The following is a 22,786-nucleotide window of genomic DNA, read 5'->3' as shown; positions in this document are numbered from 1 at the left end:
AATGATAAGATGACAAGAGGATTCAGAAAAAAAATCCGTCAGAAAAACACGGAGAATAGTGGTTTCGGAAGTAATGCCTCAGGAAGATTCATCAATAAAGATGGTCTCCCGAATGTAAAAAGAACGGGTGTGAATGTTTTCAACAGCCTGAGTTGGTATCATACGATGCTGAATCTGTCTTCATTTCGTTTTATCTCGTATCTCGTTGTGGCTTATATTCTGATCAACCTTGTATTTGCGATGATTTATTATCTGATAGGAGTAGAGCATCTTACAGGAATAGATAAAAGTGATCCTCTGAACGAGTTTATTGATGTTTTCTTTTTCAGTTCACAAACCTTTACTACGGTAGGATATGGAAGAATCGCTCCTGTAGGTTTTTTAGCCAGTCTGGTGGCTACTTTTGAAGCTTTTCTGGGATTGCTTACCTTTGCTATTGCAACGGGGCTTTTTTATGGGAGATTTTCAAGACCGAGAGCATATTTAAGGTTTTCTGATATTGCAGTGATCGCCCCTTTTGAAGAAGGTACAGCTTTAATGTTCAGACTAGCACCCTATAAAAATAATGCGTTGACAGATGCTGATGTCATTGTTTCTACAGCGATTGAAGTGATTGAAAACGATGTTCCCAAGAGTAACTTTTATAGGCTGGAAACGCATTTAAGCAAGATCAATACTTTGGCCCTGAACTGGACGGTTGTTCATAAAATCAATGAAAGTTCCCCGTTTTATGGTTTCTCTGAAGACGATTTTAAAAGTACAGATATTGAGATCATTGTTCAGGTAAGAGCTTTTGATGAAGTATTCTCTAATACGGTAGTTCAAAGATCTTCCTTTGTGACGGGAGAAATTGTATACGGAGCAAAATTTGTCCCAATGTATTATCCAGATAAAAAGAACCTTGCTACCATTTTAGATCTGGATAAGATTAATGAATATAAGAATATAGATCTTCCTGTGCAGACAGGAAATAAAGAATAAATGAATTTAGATTTTTATAAAAAGCAAGCTTTACAAAAGCAGAAAGAGCATAAAAAATTTTTGGACGGATTAAAGAAAAAGCCGCCCAAAAACCTGGATTATGTAGTGCAGGAAACCCATGATGAAGTTTTTGAAGAAATTGACTGCTTACAGTGTGCCAATTGCTGTAAAACTACGGGCCCATTATATACTGAAAAGGATATTGAGCGTATCGCTAAGCATCTTCGTATGAAATCTGCCGATTTTGAAGCTAAATTTTTAAGAGTGGATGAAGACAATGATAAAGTATTGCAGAATCTTCCATGCTTTTTCCTGAACAGTGATAATACTTGCTCCATTTATGAAGTAAGACCAAAAGCATGCAGAGAATATCCTCATACGGATCGTAAAAAAATTTACCAGATCAATAACCTGATGCTGAAGAATACAGTGATCTGCCCGGCTGCTTTTGAATTTGTAGAGAAGATGATGAAGAATATAGCAAAGTAAATTCTAAGATAAAAATCAAGGAGATTAGAAATAGATGTCTTGGCAGGAAGTAGTTTAACAAACAATCCTTGTCAAGGTTCTAAACCTTGACAAGGATTTCGGAAAAAAAGACTGGATAAAACTAATAATAACTGTTAAAGCATTTAATATTAGTTCCAAAAATAATAAAAGACTAAAAAAGTCGTTCTTTGAGCCCACAGAGGCTCTTTTTTATGATTTAATTTCCTTTTTCGTATTTATAAATTCCTCTTAAAAATTGATAAAGTCCGTTAAATAAGTTACTTACGTATAATTTTTATAAATGATGTCACGTTTAGTTTAAACAATCATTTAAATATTACATTATGAAAAAGTTATTTTTAACAGCTGCATTTACATTAGTTGGAGTAATAGCAGTATCGGCTCAAACCCAGACTCAGACCCAGAAGCCTGCTGAAAGCACAACTAACCCATCCGCTACAACCCAAACGCAGCCACAGACATCGGAAACCAAATCAGATTGGAATTCTACCACAACCGGACAAAATCAAAGTACAACTAAAGTGGAAGCTTCAACAGCAGCACCTGCTGCTGATGCAACTGTGAGTACAGGAACTACGATGGAAGCCACTAAGCCTGCGGAAGCAACAAAAGAAGAGAAGAAATCTAAGAAGAAAAAGTGATAGTACTTTAGCAAACACTAGTCTGAATCCTGGAATCTTATATTTCAGGATTTTTTCTGTTCAATTTCTCTGATTCTGAATGCTACAATCTTATTAATCAGATCTAGCGGAATATTTTCATCTATTGGAAACTGCACGGCTCCTTTAGAAAACTTGTAATTCATCTTTTCAAAATCTTTTTCAAAATTTTTGATTCCTTCAGCACCGGGATAAAACCCGATATGCTTTTTGTAAGCTGCAAAATATACCAAAGGCTTTCCTTTATGTTTAAAAGCCGGCATCTGATAGCCAATGTATTCTTCAAGATCAGGAATTTGGGAGTGAATAGCTTTCCTTAGTTCAAACAACTGTTCCTGAACATTAATCGGGAATAAAAGGATATAATCATCAATATTTTTAAAGGTGTTTTTCATACCTATAAAAATAAAAAAAGCGCTGCATATAGCAGCGCTTTCTCCTTTCACTTTTTACTTTTTTCCCATTATCCCGGGAACAGGCTATATCAAAAAAGGTCGGGAGTTTTTCCCAACCTTTATTATTTTTTGTTACACAACTCCTTGAGCTAACATTGCTTCTGCTACTTTTACGAAGCCCGCAATATTTGCACCCTTTACGTAGTTTACATAACCATCTTCGTCTTTTCCGTAGTCTCTACAAGCTTTGTGGATACCGATCATGATTTCCTTTAATCTTGCGTCAACCTCTTCAGAAGTCCAGTTAAGACGGATAGAGTTCTGAGTCATTTCTAATCCTGAAGTAGCAACACCTCCAGCGTTGGAAGCTTTACCAGGAGAGAATAATACTTTATTGTCTAGGAAATAGTTGATTGCGTCTAATGTAGAAGGCATGTTAGCTGCTTCAGTTACACAAAGACATCCGTTTTCAACTAATTTTCTTGCGTCATCTAAATCTAATTCGTTTTGGGTTGCAGAAGGGAACGCTACATCACACTTCACTTCCCAAGGACGTTTTCCAGCGTGGAATTCAGCAGATGGATATTTTTTAGCATAGTCCTCAGCTCTGTTGTTTCCAGAAGCTCTAAGTTCTAATAAATAATCAATTTTTTCTCCGCTGATACCGTCTTTATCATAAATATATCCGTCAGGACCAGAAAGCGTTACCACTTTTGCTCCAAGTTCAGTTGCTTTTTTGATAACTCCCCAAGCTACGTTTCCGAAACCTGATACTGTTACTGTTTTCCCTTGGAAATTCTGTCCGATAGTTTTAAGCATCTGCTCAGCGAAGTATACTACTCCGTATCCTGTAGCTTCAGGACGAATTAATGAACCTCCATAAGCAAGACCTTTTCCTGTAAGAACTCCGGTGAATTCGTTTCTGATTTTCTTGTATTGTCCGAATAGATAACCGATTTCTCTAGCTCCTACACCGATATCTCCTGCAGGTACGTCTGTTTCAGGACCAATGTGCTTGCATAATTCTGTCATGAAAGCCTGGCAGAAACGCATTACTTCCATATCAGATTTACCTTGCGGATCGAAATCTGAACCTCCTTTACCACCACCCATTGGAAGAGTAGTTAAAGAGTTTTTAAACACTTGTTCGAAAGCTAAGAACTTAAGAACTGATAAGTTTACAGTAGGATGGAAACGGATTCCTCCTTTGTATGGACCAATAGCAGAGTTCATTTGGATTCTGAAACCTCTGTTAACCTGAATCTCTCCTTTATCATCAACCCATGGAACTCTGAAGATAATAATTCTTTCAGCTTCAGCCATTCTTTCAAGCAGCTTCATTCCGTTATATTCTTTTCTCGTAGCAATGAATGGAATTACAGTTACGGCAACTTCTTTTACAGCCTGTAAGAATTCCGGTTCGTTAGGATTTTTTGCTTCAATTTTTGCAATAAACTCTTGGATTTTCTGGTCAATATTATATTGTTCCATATATTAAGGTTGAATATTATTGTCAACAAATTTAATTTTTTTTTCAAGATTCACAACACTCTATTTTAACATTGTTAAAAATTAAATAATAATGATCTGAAATATTATTAAATTAATAATTTGTGATTAAAATTTATTAAAAATTAAATGTTATGTATGAAATAATGCAGTATTAAGAAATCATTAATTCTTAATTTGCGATAAATTGTCTCCCAGAAAACGATTTTACTTTCCCTAAAAGTTCTAATTCTAAAATTATCGGTAAAATTTTGTGTGCAGGTATGGCAATTTCCTGGGCAAGATCATCTAAAGAAATCTGTGGATTTTCTTTAATAAATTGATATATTTCGCTTTGATTATCAGTTAATTGTGTTATGGTTTCACTATAAGGAAATAGCTCAGCAATTTTTTCTTTTGGATTATTAAAACCAAGCATGCTTATAAGGTCTTTAAGGGTAGAAATAGCAGTTGCTTTGTTATGCAAAATCAATTGATTACAACCTTGACTATGAACATCGGTGATTTTTCCTGGAAGTGCAAAGACCTCTCTGTTATAATCGTTAGCAAAAGCAGCTGTGCTTACAGATCCGCCTCCAAATCCTGTTTCCACAACAATCGTTGCGGGAGAAAGGCCAGCTACAATTCTGTTTCTTTGAATAAAGTTTTCCCGATCCGGTTTTCTTGTTGAATTGAATTCTGTCAATAAGGCACCTCCTTCCTGAATAATTTTCTCTGACAATTTTCTGTTTTTGGCTGGATATAAAAATTCGAAACCATGAGCAAGAACAGCGATGGTCGGTTTCTGACTTCGGATAGACTGTTCATGAACTTCTTTGTCTACTCCTAAAGCAAGACCGCTCACAGAAACATATTTTGAAGATTGAGTGGCATCAAAAAAGTCTCCGATAAATTGTTTGCCGTAAGCTGTCATATTTCGGGTCCCAACGATGCTTATTTTTTGAAGAGATACATCAATATTTCCTTTTTGGTAAAGGATAGAAGGAGCATCTATGCATTCATTAAGAAGGGTGGGAGCCTCATCAAGATGTCTTAACCTGATTCGGATATTGTTCTTTTCGCAAAACATGAGTTCTTTTTCAGCAAACTTCAGATGGTTTTCATTTCCAATATCAGCAACTGTTTTTTGTCCTATACCTTCTAATTTTCTGTATTCTCTTTTTGCTTTTTTCCATGCATTTTCAGCACTTCCAAAGGTTCTTACAAGTTTATGAAAATTGATGTCACCAATCAGACTGCTTTCGCGTAAAGCAATAGCATATAAATATTCTTCGGAGATCATGTGCGTTTTTTATCAAATGTATGAATTAAGTTTTATTTTTCTCTTAATTCATCCAAATGATCCCATATGTCATCTCTTTTTTTGTATGGAAGTTCCATAAAATCTTCCGGGTGATTTTCCTTGTATTCCTGCCAAAGCTTATCATCTTTTTCGCTATAATAATTAGGATATTCCCAGATGAATTTTTTCTTTTTTTCTCCTACATTTTTAAAAGCAAAAGCAATAATACTTCCTATAATAGCTCCGGAAAGGTGAGCCTGCCATGAGATTTTACTTGGCTCCTGCATATTATAGAACAGTTCTTCAGGAAGCATTCCCCATATCAAACTTCCATAGTATAATACAACGAGTAATGAAATGGTCAAAAGCTTCATATTCCATTTAAAAACACCACTAAAGAAGAGGAAAAAAGCCAATACATAGACTACACCGCTGGCTCCGATGGTACAGGTATACATATATTCACCCGTCATGATGTCAATGGGAGGGAGCAGCCATACCAAAAGTCCCGTTGCAATCCATCCGATAAAGAAAACTTTATTGGCAACCAAGGGATAGAATTGGTATAGTAAAAACATCAATGCTGCCATGGGAATAGAGTTTCCTATAATATGGTCTATATTTCCATGCAGCAGTGGAGAGGTCAGAATTCCAAGCAGCCCTTCGGGGACTAGGGGAATAATGGCTCCGAAGCAACTTCCAAAAAAGCCGTGCATCTGTAAAAAAAATCCGAACCACATTGCAGAAAGCATCAGCAAAGGGTATATAATCGCTCTTTTGGAAATTACATTTTTAAACATAAAGGTTGTACGTCAAATCAAAAGCCAATGATAAATTTCGGAAAATTTGGCGATGATAGTATTTCTACCTAGCTGATTTTAAGACAAAAGGTATCAAATTTAACTTTTGAACCAATTATTTTGGCACTGATTTTATTGAAGTATTTTGTTGCCAATAGGTTGAAATGATAAAAAGTAGATTGTTTAAGGCTAATTTTAGCTTTTAAAAAAATTATATTAATATTTTTGCATTGAAAATTATTAAGAGTAATGAAGAAGTTTTTATTGATTCTTTCCATATTTATGGGGATTTATGCAAGTGCACAAGAAGAATTGAAAAAAGATTCCGTAGTGGTAGACACAGTGAAATACTGGTCTGTGTTAGGAAAAAACACTGTAATGATTAATCAGGCTGCCTTTTCGAATTGGGTTGGAGGAGGAGCCAATAACGTAGGCTGGCTTGCTGGTGTTAATTATAATATTACCTATGAAAAAGACAATGATCTTTGGGAAAATATTATTATTCTTGGATATGGACAGAATGATACCAAAGGATTGGGGATAAGAAAGACCCAGGATGTCATTAACGTTTCCACCAACTATGGGAGAAAGTTTTCCAAAAGCTGGTATTTCTCTTTAGGGACTGGTTTACAGTCTCAGTTTGCTCCGGGATATGAAGATGGTAATAATCCGGAAGCTAAAAAAATCTCAAACTTTATGGCACCGGGCTATCTGAATGTCGGTATGGGTATCACCTACAGGCCAAATGATGACTTAACGGTAACTTTACGTCCTACCAACGCCAGATGGACGTTTGTATTGGATAAAGAGCTTCAGCTTGCCGGAAATTACGGTCTGAAAAGTGATGGAGCCACTTCATTACTGCAATTCGGTTTCCTGGGAACCGCGATGTATAAGCTTAAAATTATGGAAGATATTCATTTGACAAATACCGCTTCTGTCTTTTCGAATTATCTGGATCGTCCGGACAGGCTTGTATTGGCCTACGGAGCACTCCTGAACTTAAAAGTTAATAAATATATTTCATCTAATATTTCATTAGACTTGCTGTATGATCATAACCAGATTGAAAAAACACAGTTAAAACAAACACTGGGAATTGGCTTCGCTTATACTCTGGATAATGGAGTAAAACGTTCTGATCGTAAAGACAGCCAATGGTGGATAAAGAAATAAATGAACAATCAAAATTCAATAATAAAAGCACTTCAGAAATGAGGTGTTTTTTTGTTTTTAAAACTTCAGGTTTTTAAGTTGCTTTAAGTTTGCTATGTATTGGGCGGTTATTTAAAAGGTTTATTTTCATTGTGTTGCTTCTGTATATGTCGTTTGATTCAATTCATTTCAAGGTGAGTTTTATTCAGGCGTAAATTATTATTTATACATTTGTAGGAAATCGTTAATTATGAAAAAAGTTTTATTAATCGCTTCCATTTCTTTTGGGGCTATGTCTATGGCGCAAGAAGCCAAAACTGATGCTCCTGCAGCAGATACTGTTAAAGCCTGGTCCATCCAGGGACAAAATACTTTAATGCTTAATCAGGCTGCTTTTTCCAATTGGGTAGGGGGAGGAGCCAATAACGTAGGATGGCTTGCCGGTGTCAATTACAACCTTACTTATGAAAAAGGGAAAGACCTTTGGGAAAACATTATTATTCTTGGTTACGGACAAAACAACACACAAGGTACTGGAGTAAGAAAAACCCAGGATGTTATCAATTTATCTACAAACTATGGTAGAGAATTCGCTAAGCACTGGTATTTTTCTGCAGGTGCAGGTCTTCAGACTCAATTTGCTCCAGGGTATGAGGATGGGAACAATCCTGATGCCAAGAAAATTTCAAACTTTATGGCTCCAGGCTATCTAAATCTGGGAGCAGGGGTTACTTACCGTCCTAATGATAATTTTACTGTGACAATGCGCCCAGCGAACGCCCGATGGACTTTCGTGCTGGATAAAGATCTTCAAAAAGCAGGAACTTATGGACTTAAAAATGATGGAGATTCTTCTCTTTTCCAGTTCGGTTTCTTGGGGACAGCTATGTACAAGCTGAAAATTATGGAAAACATTACTTTGCTTAATACAGCTTCCGTATTCTCAAACTACCTGGATCATCCGGAAAGATTAGTTCTTGGGTATAGTGGCGTTTTAAGTATGAAAATCAATAAATATATTTCCACAAATGTAACACTGGATCTATTATATGATCACAACCAGATATGGAAAACCCAGTTGAAACAAACATTAGGAGTGGGTCTGGCTTATAATTTTGATAACGGAAAGAAACGTTCAGAAAATAAGGATAACCAAAGTTGGTTGAAAAAATAAGAACGGCAATAGTTTATCACAAAAATAAAAAAGCACTTCAGAAATGAAGTGCTTTTATGTATCAATATATATAAAGTTTAAAATTCTATATCTACTTCTAATTTCTCTGCTAAAAGCTTTGAAATCTTCTCTTTTAGTGGTTCAATATCGATATTTTGCATCGCATCATTAGCAAATGCATATAGAAGTAATGCCTGAGCTTCTTTTTTAGAAATCCCTCTCGCTCTCAGATAGAACAGGGCATCTTCATTAAGCTGGCCTACTGTACATCCGTGAGAACATTTTACGTCATCTGCAAAAATCTCTAACTGAGGTTTAGTATCAATACTAGCACCCTCACTTAGTAATACGTTATTGTTCTGCTGGTAAGCATTGGTCTTCTGAGCAATTTTATCAACAAAAACTTTTCCGTTGAAAACTCCGTGAGCATTACCATCAAAGATTCCTTTATAGTTCTGGTAACTTTCACAGTTAGGGAAATTGTGGTGAACCGCTGTATGGTGGTCTACCAACTGGTCTTTTCCGATAATTGTGATTCCGTTCATGAATGAATTGATATTAGATCCATTCTGAATGAAATCAAGGTTGTTTCTTACCAGTTTTCCTCCGAAAGAGAAGGTATTTACAGTGGTTAAACTGTCTTTCTCCTGTTTTGCAAAGGTATTGTCTACAAGGTAAGATGTATTGTTATCGTTCTGAAGCTTGTGCCAGTCTGCCTTTGCATTTGGATAGGTGAAGATTTCCGTCACAGAATTGGTGAACACATACGTGTCATCAAAATTATGGTGGCTTTCAATAACCTCAACTTTTGCTCCTTCTTCAACAATTAATAAATTTCTTGTATTGTAGAATGTATTTTCTTCCTGATTCTGAGAAATGTAGAAAACATGGATTGGCTTTTCAATCACTACATTTTTAGGAACTTTCAAAAAGAAACCATATTTGCAGTACGCAAGGTTTAAGTTCGTGAAAGCTAGATCTTTGGAAGCAATTGTATTGAAATACTTTTCAAATACCTCTTTATGTTTGTCATCATTCAATGCGTAATTGAATGAAAGGAACTCTACATTTTCAATAGAAACTTTAGAAAGTTCTTTGTGAAGTTTACCGTTTACGAAAACAATCCAATCAAAATTTTCTTCACCAAGGTGCAATTCATCAAACTGCTCTTTAGTGATGTTGTGGTTTTCTTTCGGGAAGAAGTTGTAGCTTTTTTCCGTGATCTCCTTTAGATTGGTATATTTATATTCTTCGTCTTTTTTTGTCGGAAAACCAATACCTTCAAACTTCTGAAGAGCAGCTTTTCTATCGTCATCCAGAAATCTGTGACGAAGGCTCTCCAAAAACTCGTTATGGTTTTCGATGATTTGTTCTTTTAATGCCATTACTGGTATATCTGTGGTTTGCACCATTTTTTCTTTTTATTTTGAACTAAAAATATTGCTATTCCGAGGAACAGAGAATCCAATTTTTAATATTAGAGATTTTTTTTGCTACGCTTATTTACCGTGAAAATTTTAATCTCTGAAATACTACTTCTTAGTTAAGAAGCCAGTCGTATCCTTTTTCTTCAAGCTCTAATGCTAAAGATTTATCACCTGTTTTGATGATTTTTCCGTTAGCTAAAACGTGAACGAAATCAGGCTGAATATAATTAAGCAATCTTTGATAGTGAGTAATCAAAAGAACTGCGTTTCCTTCATTTTTAAAAGCATTTACCCCATCAGCTACAATTCTTAGAGCATCAATGTCTAGTCCTGAATCTGTTTCATCTAGGATAGCCAATTTAGGGTCAAGCATCATCATTTGGAAGATCTCGTTTCTTTTCTTTTCACCTCCGGAGAATCCTTCGTTCAGTGATCTTGAAAGGAAATCTTTTTTGATTCCTAATTTTTCAGATTTTTCACGGATTAATGCAAGCATTTCTTTTGCCGGCATTTCTGCCAATCCGTTTGCTTTTCTTGTTTCGTTTAAAGCAGCTTTGATGAAGTTCGTTACAGAAACTCCCGGAATTTCCACTGGATACTGGAAAGAAAGGAAGATTCCTTTGTGTGCTCTGTCTTCCGGAGCATCTTCGATGATATCTTCTCCTTGGAAAATAATTTCTCCACCTGTCACTTCGTAATCCTCTTTTCCTGCGATTACAGAAGAAAGGGTAGACTTACCAGCTCCGTTTGGCCCCATAATAGCGTGAACTTCTCCTGGTTTTATTTCAAGGTTGATCCCTTTTAATATTTCTGCGCCATCTTCAATTTTGGCGTGAAGGTTTTTAATTTCTAACATTTTATTTGCTTAAACAAATTATTTTTGAATTCTATATACTAAACTTTCAGGTTGACCAGGAACATCATTCAGAGTCCCGATTTTGATCATACCTGCCTTTTCCAAAACTTTAACAGAAGCTAGATTACTGGGACGGACAATGGCGAATATTTCTTCTTTATTGTCTCCATTCAATCCAAAATCTATAGCTTTCTTTGTGAATTCTGTAGCATATCCTTTCCCCCATGCCTGGGAAGCAAAACGATAGCCTAAATTCAATTTTTCTTCTTCTCCGTAGAGTCTGTAGCTCAGTCCGCCAAAACCAATTATATTTTCAGGATTGTCCTTTTCAACAATTGCCCAGCTTCCAAAATGATGGTTTTCCCAATGATCAAGCATTCTGGTAAATGTACTTTCTGCTTTTTCAAAACTCATTGGCCCGCTTGGATTATGAATATTGGTTTCAGGGTCATGATTAATTTCGAAGAATCTTTCAAAATCTTCTTTTGCAGGTTTTCTTAAAATTAATCTTTCTGTAGCGATCATATCTTGTTATCCTACTGATCCTTCTAATGAAATTTCAAGTAGTTTTTGTGCTTCAATAGCAAATTCCATTGGAAGCTTATTTAAAACTTCTTTACTGAATCCGTTTACGATCAATGCAATCGCTCTTTCTGTGTCAATACCTCTTTGGTTACAGTAGAAAATCTGATCTTCACCAATTTTTGAAGTGGTTGCTTCGTGCTCTAATTGAGCCGTAGGATCTTTGATTTCAATGTAAGGGAAAGTGTGTGCTCCACATTCGTTACCCATCAATAAAGAGTCACATTGAGAGAAGTTTCTTGCTCCTTTTGCAGAAGGCATTACTTTTACCTGTCCTCTGTATGAGTTTTGAGATTTTCCTGCAGAAATACCTTTTGAAATGATCGTTGATTTAGTATTTTTCCCAATGTGGATCATTTTTGTTCCTGTATCTGCATATTGGTGATTGTTTGTTACAGCGATAGAGTAGAACTCTCCGATTGAATTATCACCTTTAAGGATACAAGAAGGGTATTTCCATGTTACTGCAGAACCTGTTTCAACCTGTGTCCATGAGATTTTTGCATTTCTTTCACAAAGACCTCTTTTCGTTACAAAGTTGAATACCCCACCTTTTCCTTCTTCATTACCTGGGTACCAGTTTTGTACAGTAGAATATTTAATTTCAGCATTATCCAGAGCGATCAATTCCACAACTGCTGCGTGAAGCTGATTTTCGTCTCTTGATGGTGCTGTACATCCTTCAAGATATGAAACATAGCTTCCTTCATCTGCAATCACAAGCGTTCTTTCAAACTGACCTGTTCCTGCCTGATTGATACGGAAGTAAGTGGATAGCTCCATTGGACATTTTACTCCTTTAGGAATATAGCAGAAACTTCCGTCAGAGAATACTGCGGAGTTCAATGCTGCATAGAAGTTATCTCCTCTAGGAACTACTTTACCAAGATATTTTCTTACTAAATCAGGGTGGTTTTTAATTGCTTCAGAGATTGAACAGAAAATAATTCCTTTTTCTGCCAATGTATCCTGGAACGTAGTTTTCACAGAAACTGAATCTATTACGATATCTACAGCTACTCCTGAAAGTCTTTTTTGCTCCTCAATATTAATCCCTAGCTTTTCGAAAGTTTTCAATAATTCAGGGTCCACCTGATCAAGGCTTTCCAATTCCGGCTTAGCCTTTGGAGCGGCATAGTAACGGATAGCTTGAAAATCTGGCTTTTCATATTTGATATTAGCCCAGTTAGGCTCTACCATTTTCAACCAGATTTTGAAAGATTCCAAACGCCATTCAGTCATCCATTCCGGTTCCTCTTTTTTAGCGGAAATGGCACGGATGATGTCCTCATTTAAACCAATCGGGAAATCTTCATAATCAATTTTGGTTTCCCAACCGAATTCATATTTTTTATTTTCTAGATCGACTCTTAAATCGTCTTCAGTATATTTACTCATTATAATTTTTTAGATTTCAGATTTAGACCTCATATTTTCTGATGTCTAGGATCTTATGTCTTTTCTCTAAAGACTAAATGATTCTCCACATCCACATGTTCTGGATGCGTTCGGGTTGTTAAAAACAAACCCTTTTCCGTTCAATCCTCCTGAATATTCAAGAGTGGTTCCTGCTAAATAAAGAATGGATTTTTTATCGATGATAATTTTAATGTCATTATCTTCAAAAATCTGATCTGTGTCTGTTTTTTGGTTGTCGAACTTCAAAACATACTCTAAACCAGAGCATCCGCCGCTTTTCACCCCAACTCTTATATAATCTTCAGCAGGGTTAAAACCATCTTCAGTCATTAACTGGATGGCTTTCTCCTTTGCATAGTCTGATACTTTTATCATTGTATTTATTTAGAATGATTTAATGACGCAAAAATACGAACAAAAATCAGGATATAAAAATCAGCATTTTTATTTTATCGATTTTTATCATTGATGAGTTTAACTTTGGTAATCTTTTGAAATCCAAAACATAAATTGACTCGAATATGAAAAAAATAGGCATAATTGCTCTGGTGCTATTTATACAGCATGTTTCCGGACAAACGAACAGGTTTGTATATCAGGTAACGATGAAGCCGGATGCAGAAAATAAGACTTATACAAAGACTGAAAATGCATATCTCGATATTTCTTCTGAAAAATCTTTTTTTTATTCTGAAAATAGAATAAAAAGAGATTCTATTATGAAAAAAGCTTTTCAGGGAGGTGCTGAAAGGGTAAATCTCGGCAGAGATCAGATGGAAGGACTGAGAAGTAATATCAATTATTCCATTGAAAAAGATAAAACCAATCAAAAAACTTTTTTTAAAGAGAGAATAGGAAGGGATGTTTATTCTTATGAAGAAGACAGACCTATGACATGGAAAATGGCTTCCGAAACCAGAAAAATAGGCGAATATAAAGTACAGAAAGCGGAGACTGATTTTGCTGGAAGAAAGTGGACAGCATGGTTTACTACAGATCTGCCTTATCAGGATGGCCCATATAAATTTGGTGGGCTTCCAGGATTGGTTGTCAAAATTGAAGATGAGAAAGGGGAGTATTCATTTGACCTTATGAAAAATTATAAGATTACAGAGTTGCCGGCGATGAATCAATTTGGTAATACCTTAAAAGTGAAGAGGACAGATTTTTTAAAGCAACAGGAGAGATATAAAACTGATCCTATGTCATTCATGACCCAAGGCGGAATGGCTCCTCCAATGCGAATCGGAGGAAGAAGCTCTGGCGGAAATCAAAACCCTGATGAGATGAGAAAACGAATAGAAGAAAGAGTGAAAGAAGAAGCTAAAAAGAACAGCAATCCGATTGAGCTACAATAAAAATGTATTCTGGCTAAACCTGTTAGGTTTAAATCAGTAGGAAAAGTAGAAATAAAAACGCCAGTGAAAATTTTCACTGGCGATTATTTTATTTTTATAATGTAAGTCTATTTTTATTTCAAAAGTTGGTTGAAAGTATCCCCTTGTCTGATATCTCCGGTATTATATCCTTTCATAAACCATTCTTTACGCTGGGCAGATGACCCATGGGTAAAGCTTTCCTGATTCACATATCCCTGTCCTCTTTTTTGGATATTATCATCACCTACAGCTTCTGCAGCCTCTATTGCAGACTGAATATCTCCAGGTTCAAGAATTTTTCTGGATTCATCAGTACGTTTAGCCCAAACTCCGGCATAAAAATCTGCCTGTAATTCTGTGGCTACAGATACTCTGTTCATTTCCGCTTCAGAATATCTTCCGCTTCTTCTTAAATTATCTACTTTTTGGGTGGTTCCTAAAAGGGTTTGTACGTGATGCCCCATTTCATGAGCCAGAACATAGGCTACGGTAAATTCAGTGACCTTGGCTCCAAATCTTTGCTGAAGCTCACCGAAAAACTCCATGTCCATATAGATTTTCTGATCGGCAGGGCAGTAAAATGGTCCCATGGCAGATTGAGCGGTACCACATCCGGAACTGGTAGTGTTTTCGAAAAGTACAATTCTAGGTTCAGAAAAAGTCATCCCATTTTCTTTAAAGATCTGATCCCAGGTCAAGGTATTCCATCCGGACATCATATCAACCATTTCCCCAATTTGTTTTTCCTGGGCAGTAAGTTCCCTTTTTTCTCCTGTATTTCCTGAAGACTGTATACTGCCGGAATTCAAAATCCCGGAAGGATCGCCTCCCAAAAAGAAAACAATAGCTGCTATAATTAAAGTTCCGAGTCCGCCGCCAACAATCATACCGCCACCTCCGCCTCCGGAGCCGCGGCGATCATCAACGTTGCCGCCTCTATCGTCTGTCCATCTCATAATAATATGTTTTTTTGTGTCGTAAATTTATAAAATTAAAGCTTACGCCCGTTTATTAAGTTACTTTATAAAAGAATTCTCTTATCGGTTAAGCTGCTTGGTCTTTAGCCAATAAGATGTTGATTGGTAGGCCGAAATGGCATCATCTACCAGCTTCTGATCTGTATTTTTTAACAACTTTTCATCATAATACAGCTTAAATTCCGGAGCAAGATCACTTTTTTCCAGTTCCAGAGAGTACTGTTTTGCTTTTTTTACCGGGGAAATAATGGTTAGGCGATTGTCTTTTACAAAACCAAGGTCCTGATAAGTAGCGATATAAGCTTTAGGTTGGAATTCCGGTTTGAAAACATCCTGGCCTAAGAATTTAGATTGATAATTGAAATTCAGTAATCCGAAAAGGGTAGGCATCACATCAATCTGTGACATCAAAGTATCAAATTTCTGTGGCTGGATAAATCCTTCTGAAAAGATCAGTGCAGGAATTCTGTATTTGTCCATTGGAAGCTCTGTTTTTCCGGCACTGGACGCACAATGGTCTGCAATAATAACAAAGACTGTATTTTTATACCAATCCTGCTTTTTCGCCATATCAAAAAACAGTTTTAGTGAATAGTCTGTATATTTTACACCACCTTCACGCGATTTTGATGTTCCGGGAATATCAATTCTTCCATCAGGATAGGTGAAAGGTCTGTGGTTGGAAACCGTCATCCAGTGATTAAAGAATGGCTTTCCTGATTTTGCTTCAGCATTCATTACCTGAATAGCTTTTCTGGCCATATCTTCGTCTGCAACACCCCAAACATTGGCAAAAGTAATTTCTTCCGGTTTAAAGTTGTTTCTGTCTACAATATCATAGCCGTTACCCCCGAAGAAGTCCTGCATGTTATCAAAATAGCTGTATCCACCATATAGGAATTTAACATCATATCCTTTTGATTTGAATACACTTCCTGTAGTGAATTTATTCTTATTATCATTTCTTTTGATGATACTTTCTCCGGCTGTAGGTGGAATACAAAGTGTTAGAGCTTCCAATCCGCGTACAGTTCTGTTTCCTGTAGCATAAAGGTTGGTGAACATTAAAGACTTATCTGCAAGACTATCCAGGAATGGCGTAATTTTCTGAGTATTTCCATAATGTTCAAGGAAATCTGCAGAAAGACTCTCAATAGATATCAGAACTACATTTTTCTTTACTTCCGGTTGTTCTGCTACAATATTTCTTGCTAAAGTATGCTGTGGATATTGGCTTAAGAAATTTTTCTCTGCCTGTTGCTGATTAATCTGCGAGTAAAACTGAAAATAATCAAGCTCATTATGAGTAAAAGCCCAGTAGAATTTAGGAAGTCCGTTGGCTTCAATTTCATCAGCAAAAACATTGTCAGATTTGATCTGCATTAACGATGGCAAAGTCAGTAAGCTGATCGCACAAAGCACTGCAAAAGATCCTAATAAGATCAGTTTCTGCTTAAAATTAGGAAGCTCCAGTAATTCGTTTTTTGTTTTTTTATAGATAAACCAGGTAATAGTTAATGTAATTAGCATTATTCCTGAAAACAATGGAATAACAGGGTAACTTTCCATAATATTTCCAATGACCTCATTGGTATATATTAGATAATCTACAGCAATAAAATTGTAACGTACACCGAATTCATTATAGAAGAAATATTCACTTACTCCATTGAAAATGATAAGCAGTACATACAGCAATAATGTGATAAAGTATAAAACATTGCGGATCTTGATTCTTTGGGTAGGAAGGAAAAGCATCAAACCGAATAGAAATGTCTTTATTCCTACAAAAGAAAGGGCTACTTCCGTTACAGAGCCTCCATATTGTTTGAAAATATTGTTTGGAATGAGCCAAATATACAGGAAAAATGCAACCAAGGCTCCAAAAATAATATATCCGTAAGGCTTTTTATATTTTGAATTGGAGAGGAATAAAAAGTAGAGTGCAAGGATCGCACTGGCAAGGATAAAAACAAAAATATCGTTGATAAGACCTACAAACAGTACTTTAATGATCTCAAAGAATCCGAAACTGGCTGTGGTGATAGGATGAAAAAAGAATATTGTCCTTACAATCAAGGAAATAATCAGGTAAAAAACTCCTAAATACAGGAAAGGTTTTATTTTTTTTAGAAACATGGATTTTGGTCTATACGATTTTCACAAAGATAGTTCGTTGTATCTAACTTTTAGGCCAAAAAAAGCAAAACCTGATATTTATTAATAGGATTTTAAGAATTTTGAGTCTTAATTTAAACGGATGTTTAATGAATTGGTCTTTATTCTTGAATCTTCCAATAAAAAAGGACTATTAAAAAATAGTCCCCGTATATTGTTAAAGTAGATCAACGATTAAGAGTGTCCAAAACCGATGTTTCCTTTTTTATCAGATAAATTTTTTTTGAAATCAATCATTCTTAAGGCAGTAACTGCTGCTTCTACTCCTTTATTCCCAAGATCTCCGCCGCTTCTTGCAATAGATTGTTCTTTGGTGTCATCTGTTAGTACACAGAAGATAGTAGGAGTATCTGTCATGATGTTACAATCCTTGATTCCCTGTGCTACAGCAGAGCAAACATAATCGAAGTGAGGAGTTTCTCCACGGATTACACATCCGATAGAGATGATAGCATCATATTTTCTTTCTTTGCAAAGCTGCATGCTTGCATAGCTTAGCTCGAAAGCTCCCGGAACAGGAAATAGTTTAATGTTTTCTGGTTTTACGCCTTCTTTTTCAAGGATTTCCAAAGCCGCATCACGAAGATTGTACGTTACAAAATCATTCCACTCAGAAAAAACAATGCCGATAGAAAAATCTTCGGCATTGGTTATATGAAGTGGCTTGTAATCGGAAAGATTAACTGTTGCCATTTTTTAGTAATATTTAGTCATTTCAATGTAAGAATCAGACATTCCGTTGTCATAATCCTGGTATTTCTCGTCAATAGAAGAGAAGTATTTTTTAGCCTCTGCATTTTTCTTTAATCCTAAAGCTACAATACCTGCTTTTCTTGTGAAGAAATAAGTAGTATAAGGATCATCAGAAGCAGTAGCTGCTTTGTCTAATAATGATAGAGCCTCATCATTTTTGTTTAATCCTGATTTTGCATCAGCCATAGCTCCGTATTTCATTGCCATTAGCGTTTTGTTATCAGAAGAGAATTTATCTAAAAGATCATAAGCTTCTTGGAATTTTCCTTCTTTGAATTTCAATAAACCAGCGTTGTAAGCAGATAACTGCCCGATGCTTGTTCCTGAGTATTCGTTTGAAGTTCCGATGAAACCTGGGTTTGCAGCGGATTTTCCTCCTAAAGCTTCAGTATTTTTATTTTCTGTAAGGTTCTTCTGAGCAGCTAGGAAGCTTTTCACAGCTTCAGCGTTTTTAGGAGCAACTACAAATTGCTTATATCCGAAGAATCCTAAAACTCCTAACACTAAAACTCCAAATACAATCCCTAGTGGTTTTGAATATTTTTCAAGAAATCTCTCAGTGTTTAAGGCCTCTCTGTCAAGATCTTTGAAGAACTCAACCGTTTCTTTACCTTCTTGCTCGTTCTGAGCATTCTTTCCCAATTTTGCCATAAGTTTTTAAAAATTGAATTGCAAATTTAATTGTTTCTTAGAGATTTACAAAATACTTTTAGAGCATTATTCTATAAATGTTATGAATTATCAATCGTTACTAATAAAAATGCCTCGAAAACATAGTTTACGAAGCATTTATTTTTTTAGGGGTATAGATTAATATTCTAAGACGTGATACACTTCTGCACCAAACTTTTTCAGTTTTTCATCACCATTCAAATCTTTCAGACCAATCAGGAAACTGAATTGAGAGACTGTTGCCCCCTGTTTTTCTACTAATTTAGCAGCCGCTTCGGTTGTTCCTCCAGTTGCTAGAAGATCATCATGGATTAAAACTCTTTGTCCGGGTTTTATTTGCCCTTCGCGAGTTTCAATAATGGCGCTTCCATATTCCAGATCATATTTTTCCGAAATAACTGGCGGGGGAAGTTTTCCTGCTTTTCTGATTAAGATAAAAGGAACCTCCAATGCTACAGCAATCGCAATTCCAAAAAGATAACCACGGCTTTCTATTCCGCATACTGCATCTATTTTTCCTTGACTTTGGGCAGCAAGGTCTGCAATTACATCTTCATAAAGTTTAGGATCTAAAAAGATAGGTGAAATATCTTTAAACTGAATTCCTGGAATAGGAAAGTCCGGAATATTTTCAATTGTTTCTTCTAGTCTTTTGATTAGTTCAGGTGAAGCCATTTATGGGTTGATTTTATAGCTGGAAATTTTCCAGTCTCCATTTACATTTTTAAGTCCGAAAGTTACCTTTAATGAGGTTGTCTTTCCGTTTTTATCCGTTACATCATAAGTAGCATTTACACTCGCTCCATTTGGATTAGATGCACTGGTGGTAATATTTTTTACGCTTACATTCTTTACAGCCCCAAAACCTGAATTAGGATTGGAGAAAGACTCATAGCTTCCCCAGCTTGGGTTATTGGAAGCATCATAAGCTGCTTTAAGGTTTTGAGAACCTACACTGCTCAGGAATTTACTAACTGTATTTTTTGGATCCGCGGTGGGCTGCTTAGGTGCTGCCGGAGCTGTCGGAGTTGCTGTACCAGGTTCTGTAGTTGGAGTTGGAGTAGTGGCTGCCGGATTATTAGGATCTACTACAGCACTTGGTTGTTGTGGTACTGCTGTTGTATCTGTTTTTGGAACAGCAGGAACTTTTAGGGCTGCTGCATTCACATCCAATCCAATTTTAGACATTTTGAATGTCTTTGCCGTTGTTTTTACAGAAACTGTGATATCAATTTTGTTATCTACTACTTTTGAAGCCGGAATAGAGGAGAATTTAAGGTTGAATCCCTTAAAGTTATTATCCTGCATCAGGTTTTTAGCCGTAGAAAGTCTTACTCCGTTACTAAAAACTTCTAATGTAGCTTCCAAACCTGCTCCTGTAAATGATACAGGGTTTCCTACAGCGTCTACTAGTCTTGGAACAATTTGAATTGCTGTTGGTGCACCGTTTCCGTCATCTCCTGTAGGTCTGGTTACAATACTTAATGCACCTGCTTTTACGTCATTAGGATCACTTTCCTTGGCTTTATCATCACCAAAGATATTCATTTCACCCAATGATGGTGGGGCAGTACTTACCCATTCGATTCCATTTTTCTGTGCGACTTCGTCAGCCAGGCTCATGATTTCAGGAACTTTTTTCCCGTTAATCAGTTTTCCAAGAGCTTTTAGCTCATTCACATCTCCATCAGCTTCCACGCCAAATGTTTTAAGGATATAAAGAGCTTCATTAAACTTAATCTGTTTAATGGTTGGTAAGCTGGAAGTCATATCATTGATACTTGACTGCAGCGTTTTAGTATTCGTAGCATCTACATGATCTTTCTTACATGCTGTAAAAAGCAACAGACTGAAAACAAGTAGAAAAGAAAACTTTTTCATTTTTATTTGGTTTGTTGCAAATTTACTAAAACCTTTATTAATAGTAGATTTTATTTTTTGTTTTGTTTTTCCGGGCTTCATTTTTGTAATGGCTGGTGAAAATTGTTTGATATAAAAAAAGACTGATCGTTTAAACAATCAGTCTTTTAAGAGTATTTTTTATTACAAGTCCTTAGAAAGGATACTCATAAATTTCAGATTCGTGTAAGTATGGGTTTCCTGTAGGAATCAACTTCAGTTTAGATAAAGCTGAAAGTACAGTAAACATAAATAGTCCAGCTACGAATAAAACTGCTCCTAGGATTAACAAGAATACTTCAGGAGTGTTCCAGAATGGTCCTACCGTTCCTGGCATTACCATGTTGAAGTAATCTAAAAGGTGACCTAAGATAACTACTACTGCCATTGTGGTAACTACTTTGTAGTTTCTCTTAATGCTGCTACTTACTAATACCAATAGTGGTAATAAGAAGTTGATGATTAGCATTGGTAAGAATGTAGTACCGTAGTGTTGGAATCTACCGAAGAAGTAGTTAACCTCTTCCGGAACGTTTGCATACCAGTAAAGCATGAATTGAGCGAACCATGTATATGTCCAAAGCATACTTGTAGCGAAAAGGAAAACTCCTAAATCGTGTAAGTGGTTGTCATTGAACTGTGGTAAGAAACCATTTTTCTTAAGATAAACACTTAATAAAATGATTACAGCAATACCACTTGAAAGGCAGCTAACCATTGAATACCAGATATACATTGTAGAATACCAGTGAGGGTCAATAGACATCAACCAGTCCCAAGCCCAAGCAGCAGAAGCAAATCCGAAGAATGCGATATATCCTACAGCCCATCTGTAAAGCATTTGATACTCAACTTTAGATTTAGTATCGTCTACTTTTTTAGACTGAGCTTTCAATTTCCATGCGAAGAAAGAAGCACCAATTACATAGATTAAAGTTCTTATTGCATAGAAAGGAATATTTAAGAATCTTTTCTTTTCGAATAGGATCACATCAAAATGTGCAGAATTTGGGTCTGTCAATTCAGGATCCATCCAGTGGAATAAGTGACCATTATGAGTAATGTTTAAGATCATCAAGATAACCAGAATTGCACCACCATAAGGAATATAAGAAGCAATAGCCTCCATTACTCTTGTGATGATAATAGGCCATCCTGCGTGAGCTGCGTGCTGAATACAGTAGAAGAACAGTACAGCGCAACTTACTCCAAAGAAGAACACTGCAACAAAGTGCAATGATGCTAAAGGCTGGTTGTGGACTTGCATAGTAGCATGCTCTAAGTGAGCAGCATGATCCTGCGGTCCAACCATTTCACTTGAGTGAGTAGGAGCATCATGACCAGAAGCATGAACAGCCTCCATCATGTGTTCTATTTTCTCAGTAGAAAGTCCTTTATTCATAAAGAAACCAATACCAAACAGAACTAAACCTACAACAAGAAGTATTATAGAAGTTGATTTTAATTTTGGTGAAAAACTATACATTTCTTTTCTTATTTTTTAGTTTCGGTAGTCGTTTCAGTTGCTGGTGCCGTCGCTGTAGCTGCTGCAGGTGCTGCTCCTTTTTTGAAAGCACTCATCACATACATTGCTACTCTCCATCTATCTCCTGCGTTCAATTGTCCCGCATAAGATCCCATGGCATTTCTACCGTTTGTTAATACATAATGAACAGACCCTACCGTAAGCTCTCTGTCAGCATAGTTTGGTACTCCCGAGAAAGCTCCCGTTTGTACAATTGGTCCTTGTCCATCACCTCCTGTTCCGTGACATGCGGCACAAGTATGGTCAAATAATACTTTTCCTCTTTCAAGATCCTTAGCTGCATTAGCTGGGTTTAGAGGAGAAGCTGTTAGTTTTTTAGAAGCATCATACCCTGCGTTGTACTCGTCAACATTTTTTGGTAATAAGCTTTCTTCAAAAACTCCATCTTTATTTTGAGCAACTGATCCTTCTACTGGAGAAAGACCTGTTGCACCATTATTTTTTACGAAAGCAGGAATCTCATTTTCATGATCTGAATACGCATCCTGAGCCTTCATCAATGGATCATAAGCTACCGGAAAATACATGTCCGGGAAGTAAACCAATGGAGTGTTCTCCTTTGGCCCGCAAGAGTTAAGTAAAACTGTAGTTAAACCTAAAACTGCTGTAATTCTTAATACATTCTTTTTCATT

23 protein-coding genes are annotated in these 22,786 nt (G+C 36.2%); 6 read left to right on the top strand and 17 right to left on the bottom strand.

Annotated elements, in window-relative coordinates; genetic code table 11:
- Positions 1 to 9: 9 nt before the first annotated feature.
- From AC3HD6_RS06945 to AC3HD6_RS06935, 3 genes are all read left to right on the top strand, one after another.
- The gene (locus AC3HD6_RS06945) at positions 10 to 981 is read left to right on the top strand and encodes an ion channel (protein ID WP_488895683.1); all 972 of its coding nucleotides are present in this window, start codon (positions 10 to 12) and stop codon (positions 979 to 981) included.
- Positions 982 to 1,470: a YkgJ family cysteine cluster protein gene (locus AC3HD6_RS06940; protein WP_488895682.1), complete on the top strand. Its 489-nt coding sequence runs from the start codon at positions 982 to 984 to the stop codon at positions 1,468 to 1,470.
- Between the two features lie 344 nt (positions 1,471 to 1,814).
- Complete coding sequence (locus tag AC3HD6_RS06935; RefSeq protein ID WP_488895681.1) at positions 1,815 to 2,132, top strand: hypothetical protein; 318 nt, start codon at positions 1,815 to 1,817, stop codon at positions 2,130 to 2,132.
- 44 nt (positions 2,133 to 2,176) lie between these two features.
- Here AC3HD6_RS06935 and AC3HD6_RS06930 read toward each other — a convergent pair whose 3' ends face one another.
- The 4 genes from AC3HD6_RS06930 to AC3HD6_RS06915 all read right to left on the bottom strand — a co-directional run bounded on the left by AC3HD6_RS06930 (position 2,177) and on the right by AC3HD6_RS06915 (position 6,136).
- Complete coding sequence (locus tag AC3HD6_RS06930) at positions 2,177 to 2,545, bottom strand: iron chaperone (protein ID WP_488895680.1); 369 nt, start codon at positions 2,543 to 2,545, stop codon at positions 2,177 to 2,179.
- 132 nt (positions 2,546 to 2,677) lie between these two features.
- Complete coding sequence (gdhA, locus tag AC3HD6_RS06925; RefSeq protein WP_068940834.1) at positions 2,678 to 4,036, bottom strand: NADP-specific glutamate dehydrogenase; 1,359 nt, start codon at positions 4,034 to 4,036, stop codon at positions 2,678 to 2,680.
- 190 nt (positions 4,037 to 4,226) lie between these two features.
- Positions 4,227 to 5,336, bottom strand: a complete 1,110-nt coding sequence (gene dprA / locus AC3HD6_RS06920) for a DNA-processing protein DprA (protein WP_488895679.1) — start codon at positions 5,334 to 5,336, stop codon at positions 4,227 to 4,229.
- A gap of 32 nt (positions 5,337 to 5,368) precedes the next feature.
- Positions 5,369 to 6,136 (bottom strand): rhomboid family intramembrane serine protease, encoded by a 768-nt coding sequence (locus AC3HD6_RS06915; protein ID WP_488895678.1) that lies wholly within the window; start codon positions 6,134 to 6,136, stop codon positions 5,369 to 5,371.
- A 249-nt stretch (positions 6,137 to 6,385) separates the two neighbouring features.
- On the opposite strand from AC3HD6_RS06915, the gene AC3HD6_RS06910 reads away from it, so the two are divergent.
- Together AC3HD6_RS06910 and AC3HD6_RS06905 are read left to right on the top strand one after the other, a co-directional pair.
- Positions 6,386 to 7,312 carry a DUF3078 domain-containing protein gene (locus AC3HD6_RS06910; protein ID WP_488895677.1) on the top strand — a complete coding sequence of 309 codons (927 nt, stop codon included), beginning with the start codon at positions 6,386 to 6,388 and terminating at the stop codon, positions 7,310 to 7,312.
- Positions 7,313 to 7,541: 229 nt separating this feature from the next.
- Positions 7,542 to 8,465, top strand: a complete 924-nt coding sequence (locus tag AC3HD6_RS06905) for a DUF3078 domain-containing protein (protein ID WP_488895676.1) — start codon at positions 7,542 to 7,544, stop codon at positions 8,463 to 8,465.
- A gap of 77 nt (positions 8,466 to 8,542) precedes the next feature.
- Here the strand turns inward: AC3HD6_RS06905 and sufD are convergent, their stop codons facing one another.
- From sufD to AC3HD6_RS06880, 5 genes are all read right to left on the bottom strand, one after another.
- On the bottom strand, positions 8,543 to 9,850 hold the full coding sequence (gene sufD, locus AC3HD6_RS06900; protein WP_488895943.1) for a Fe-S cluster assembly protein SufD: 1,308 nt from the start codon (positions 9,848 to 9,850) through the stop codon (positions 8,543 to 8,545).
- 154 nt (positions 9,851 to 10,004) lie between these two features.
- The gene (gene sufC, locus AC3HD6_RS06895) at positions 10,005 to 10,748 is read right to left on the bottom strand and encodes a Fe-S cluster assembly ATPase SufC (RefSeq protein WP_129057977.1); all 744 of its coding nucleotides are present in this window, start codon (positions 10,746 to 10,748) and stop codon (positions 10,005 to 10,007) included.
- An 18-nt stretch (positions 10,749 to 10,766) separates the two neighbouring features.
- A complete protein-coding gene (locus tag AC3HD6_RS06890) occupies positions 10,767 to 11,273 on the bottom strand; it encodes a GNAT family N-acetyltransferase (RefSeq protein WP_488895675.1) in 507 nt (168 codons plus the stop codon).
- Positions 11,274 to 11,279: 6 nt separating this feature from the next.
- Positions 11,280 to 12,728, bottom strand: a complete 1,449-nt coding sequence (gene sufB / locus AC3HD6_RS06885) for a Fe-S cluster assembly protein SufB (protein WP_068940815.1) — start codon at positions 12,726 to 12,728, stop codon at positions 11,280 to 11,282.
- A 66-nt stretch (positions 12,729 to 12,794) separates the two neighbouring features.
- Entirely contained in the window at positions 12,795 to 13,124 is a 330-nt protein-coding gene (locus tag AC3HD6_RS06880; protein ID WP_047098035.1) for a HesB/IscA family protein, read from the bottom strand.
- Between the two features lie 146 nt (positions 13,125 to 13,270).
- Here AC3HD6_RS06880 and AC3HD6_RS06875 point away from each other — a divergent pair, with 146 nt between their 5' ends.
- Complete coding sequence (locus AC3HD6_RS06875; RefSeq protein WP_488895674.1) at positions 13,271 to 14,107, top strand: GLPGLI family protein; 837 nt, start codon at positions 13,271 to 13,273, stop codon at positions 14,105 to 14,107.
- Positions 14,108 to 14,220: 113 nt separating this feature from the next.
- Here the strand turns inward: AC3HD6_RS06875 and ypfJ are convergent, their stop codons facing one another.
- The 8 genes from ypfJ to AC3HD6_RS06835 all read right to left on the bottom strand — a co-directional run bounded on the left by ypfJ (position 14,221) and on the right by AC3HD6_RS06835 (position 22,785).
- Complete coding sequence (gene ypfJ / locus AC3HD6_RS06870) at positions 14,221 to 15,084, bottom strand: KPN_02809 family neutral zinc metallopeptidase (protein WP_488895673.1); 864 nt, start codon at positions 15,082 to 15,084, stop codon at positions 14,221 to 14,223.
- Positions 15,085 to 15,165: 81 nt separating this feature from the next.
- The gene (locus AC3HD6_RS06865; RefSeq protein ID WP_488895672.1) at positions 15,166 to 17,244 is read right to left on the bottom strand and encodes an LTA synthase family protein; all 2,079 of its coding nucleotides are present in this window, start codon (positions 17,242 to 17,244) and stop codon (positions 15,166 to 15,168) included.
- A 213-nt stretch (positions 17,245 to 17,457) separates the two neighbouring features.
- Positions 17,458 to 17,976 (bottom strand): 6,7-dimethyl-8-ribityllumazine synthase, encoded by a 519-nt coding sequence (ribH, locus tag AC3HD6_RS06860; protein ID WP_105683089.1) that lies wholly within the window; start codon positions 17,974 to 17,976, stop codon positions 17,458 to 17,460.
- Positions 17,977 to 17,979: 3 nt separating this feature from the next.
- Positions 17,980 to 18,687: a YfgM family protein gene (locus AC3HD6_RS06855; protein ID WP_488895671.1), complete on the bottom strand. Its 708-nt coding sequence runs from the start codon at positions 18,685 to 18,687 to the stop codon at positions 17,980 to 17,982.
- A gap of 159 nt (positions 18,688 to 18,846) precedes the next feature.
- Positions 18,847 to 19,383 (bottom strand): adenine phosphoribosyltransferase, encoded by a 537-nt coding sequence (locus AC3HD6_RS06850; protein WP_488895670.1) that lies wholly within the window; start codon positions 19,381 to 19,383, stop codon positions 18,847 to 18,849.
- Positions 19,384 to 20,589 (bottom strand): hypothetical protein, encoded by a 1,206-nt coding sequence (locus AC3HD6_RS06845; protein WP_488895669.1) that lies wholly within the window; start codon positions 20,587 to 20,589, stop codon positions 19,384 to 19,386.
- 172 nt (positions 20,590 to 20,761) lie between these two features.
- Positions 20,762 to 22,093: a quinol:cytochrome C oxidoreductase gene (locus tag AC3HD6_RS06840; RefSeq protein WP_488895668.1), complete on the bottom strand. Its 1,332-nt coding sequence runs from the start codon at positions 22,091 to 22,093 to the stop codon at positions 20,762 to 20,764.
- A gap of 8 nt (positions 22,094 to 22,101) precedes the next feature.
- On the bottom strand, positions 22,102 to 22,785 hold the full coding sequence (locus AC3HD6_RS06835) for a c-type cytochrome (RefSeq protein ID WP_488895667.1): 684 nt from the start codon (positions 22,783 to 22,785) through the stop codon (positions 22,102 to 22,104).
- Between the last annotated feature and the right edge of the window lies 1 nt (position 22,786).

It is taken from the genome of Chryseobacterium sp. II3a, assembly GCF_057815135.1.
The sequence above is the reverse complement of the archived record's forward strand: the minus strand, read 5'-3'. Positions and strand labels throughout refer to the sequence as shown.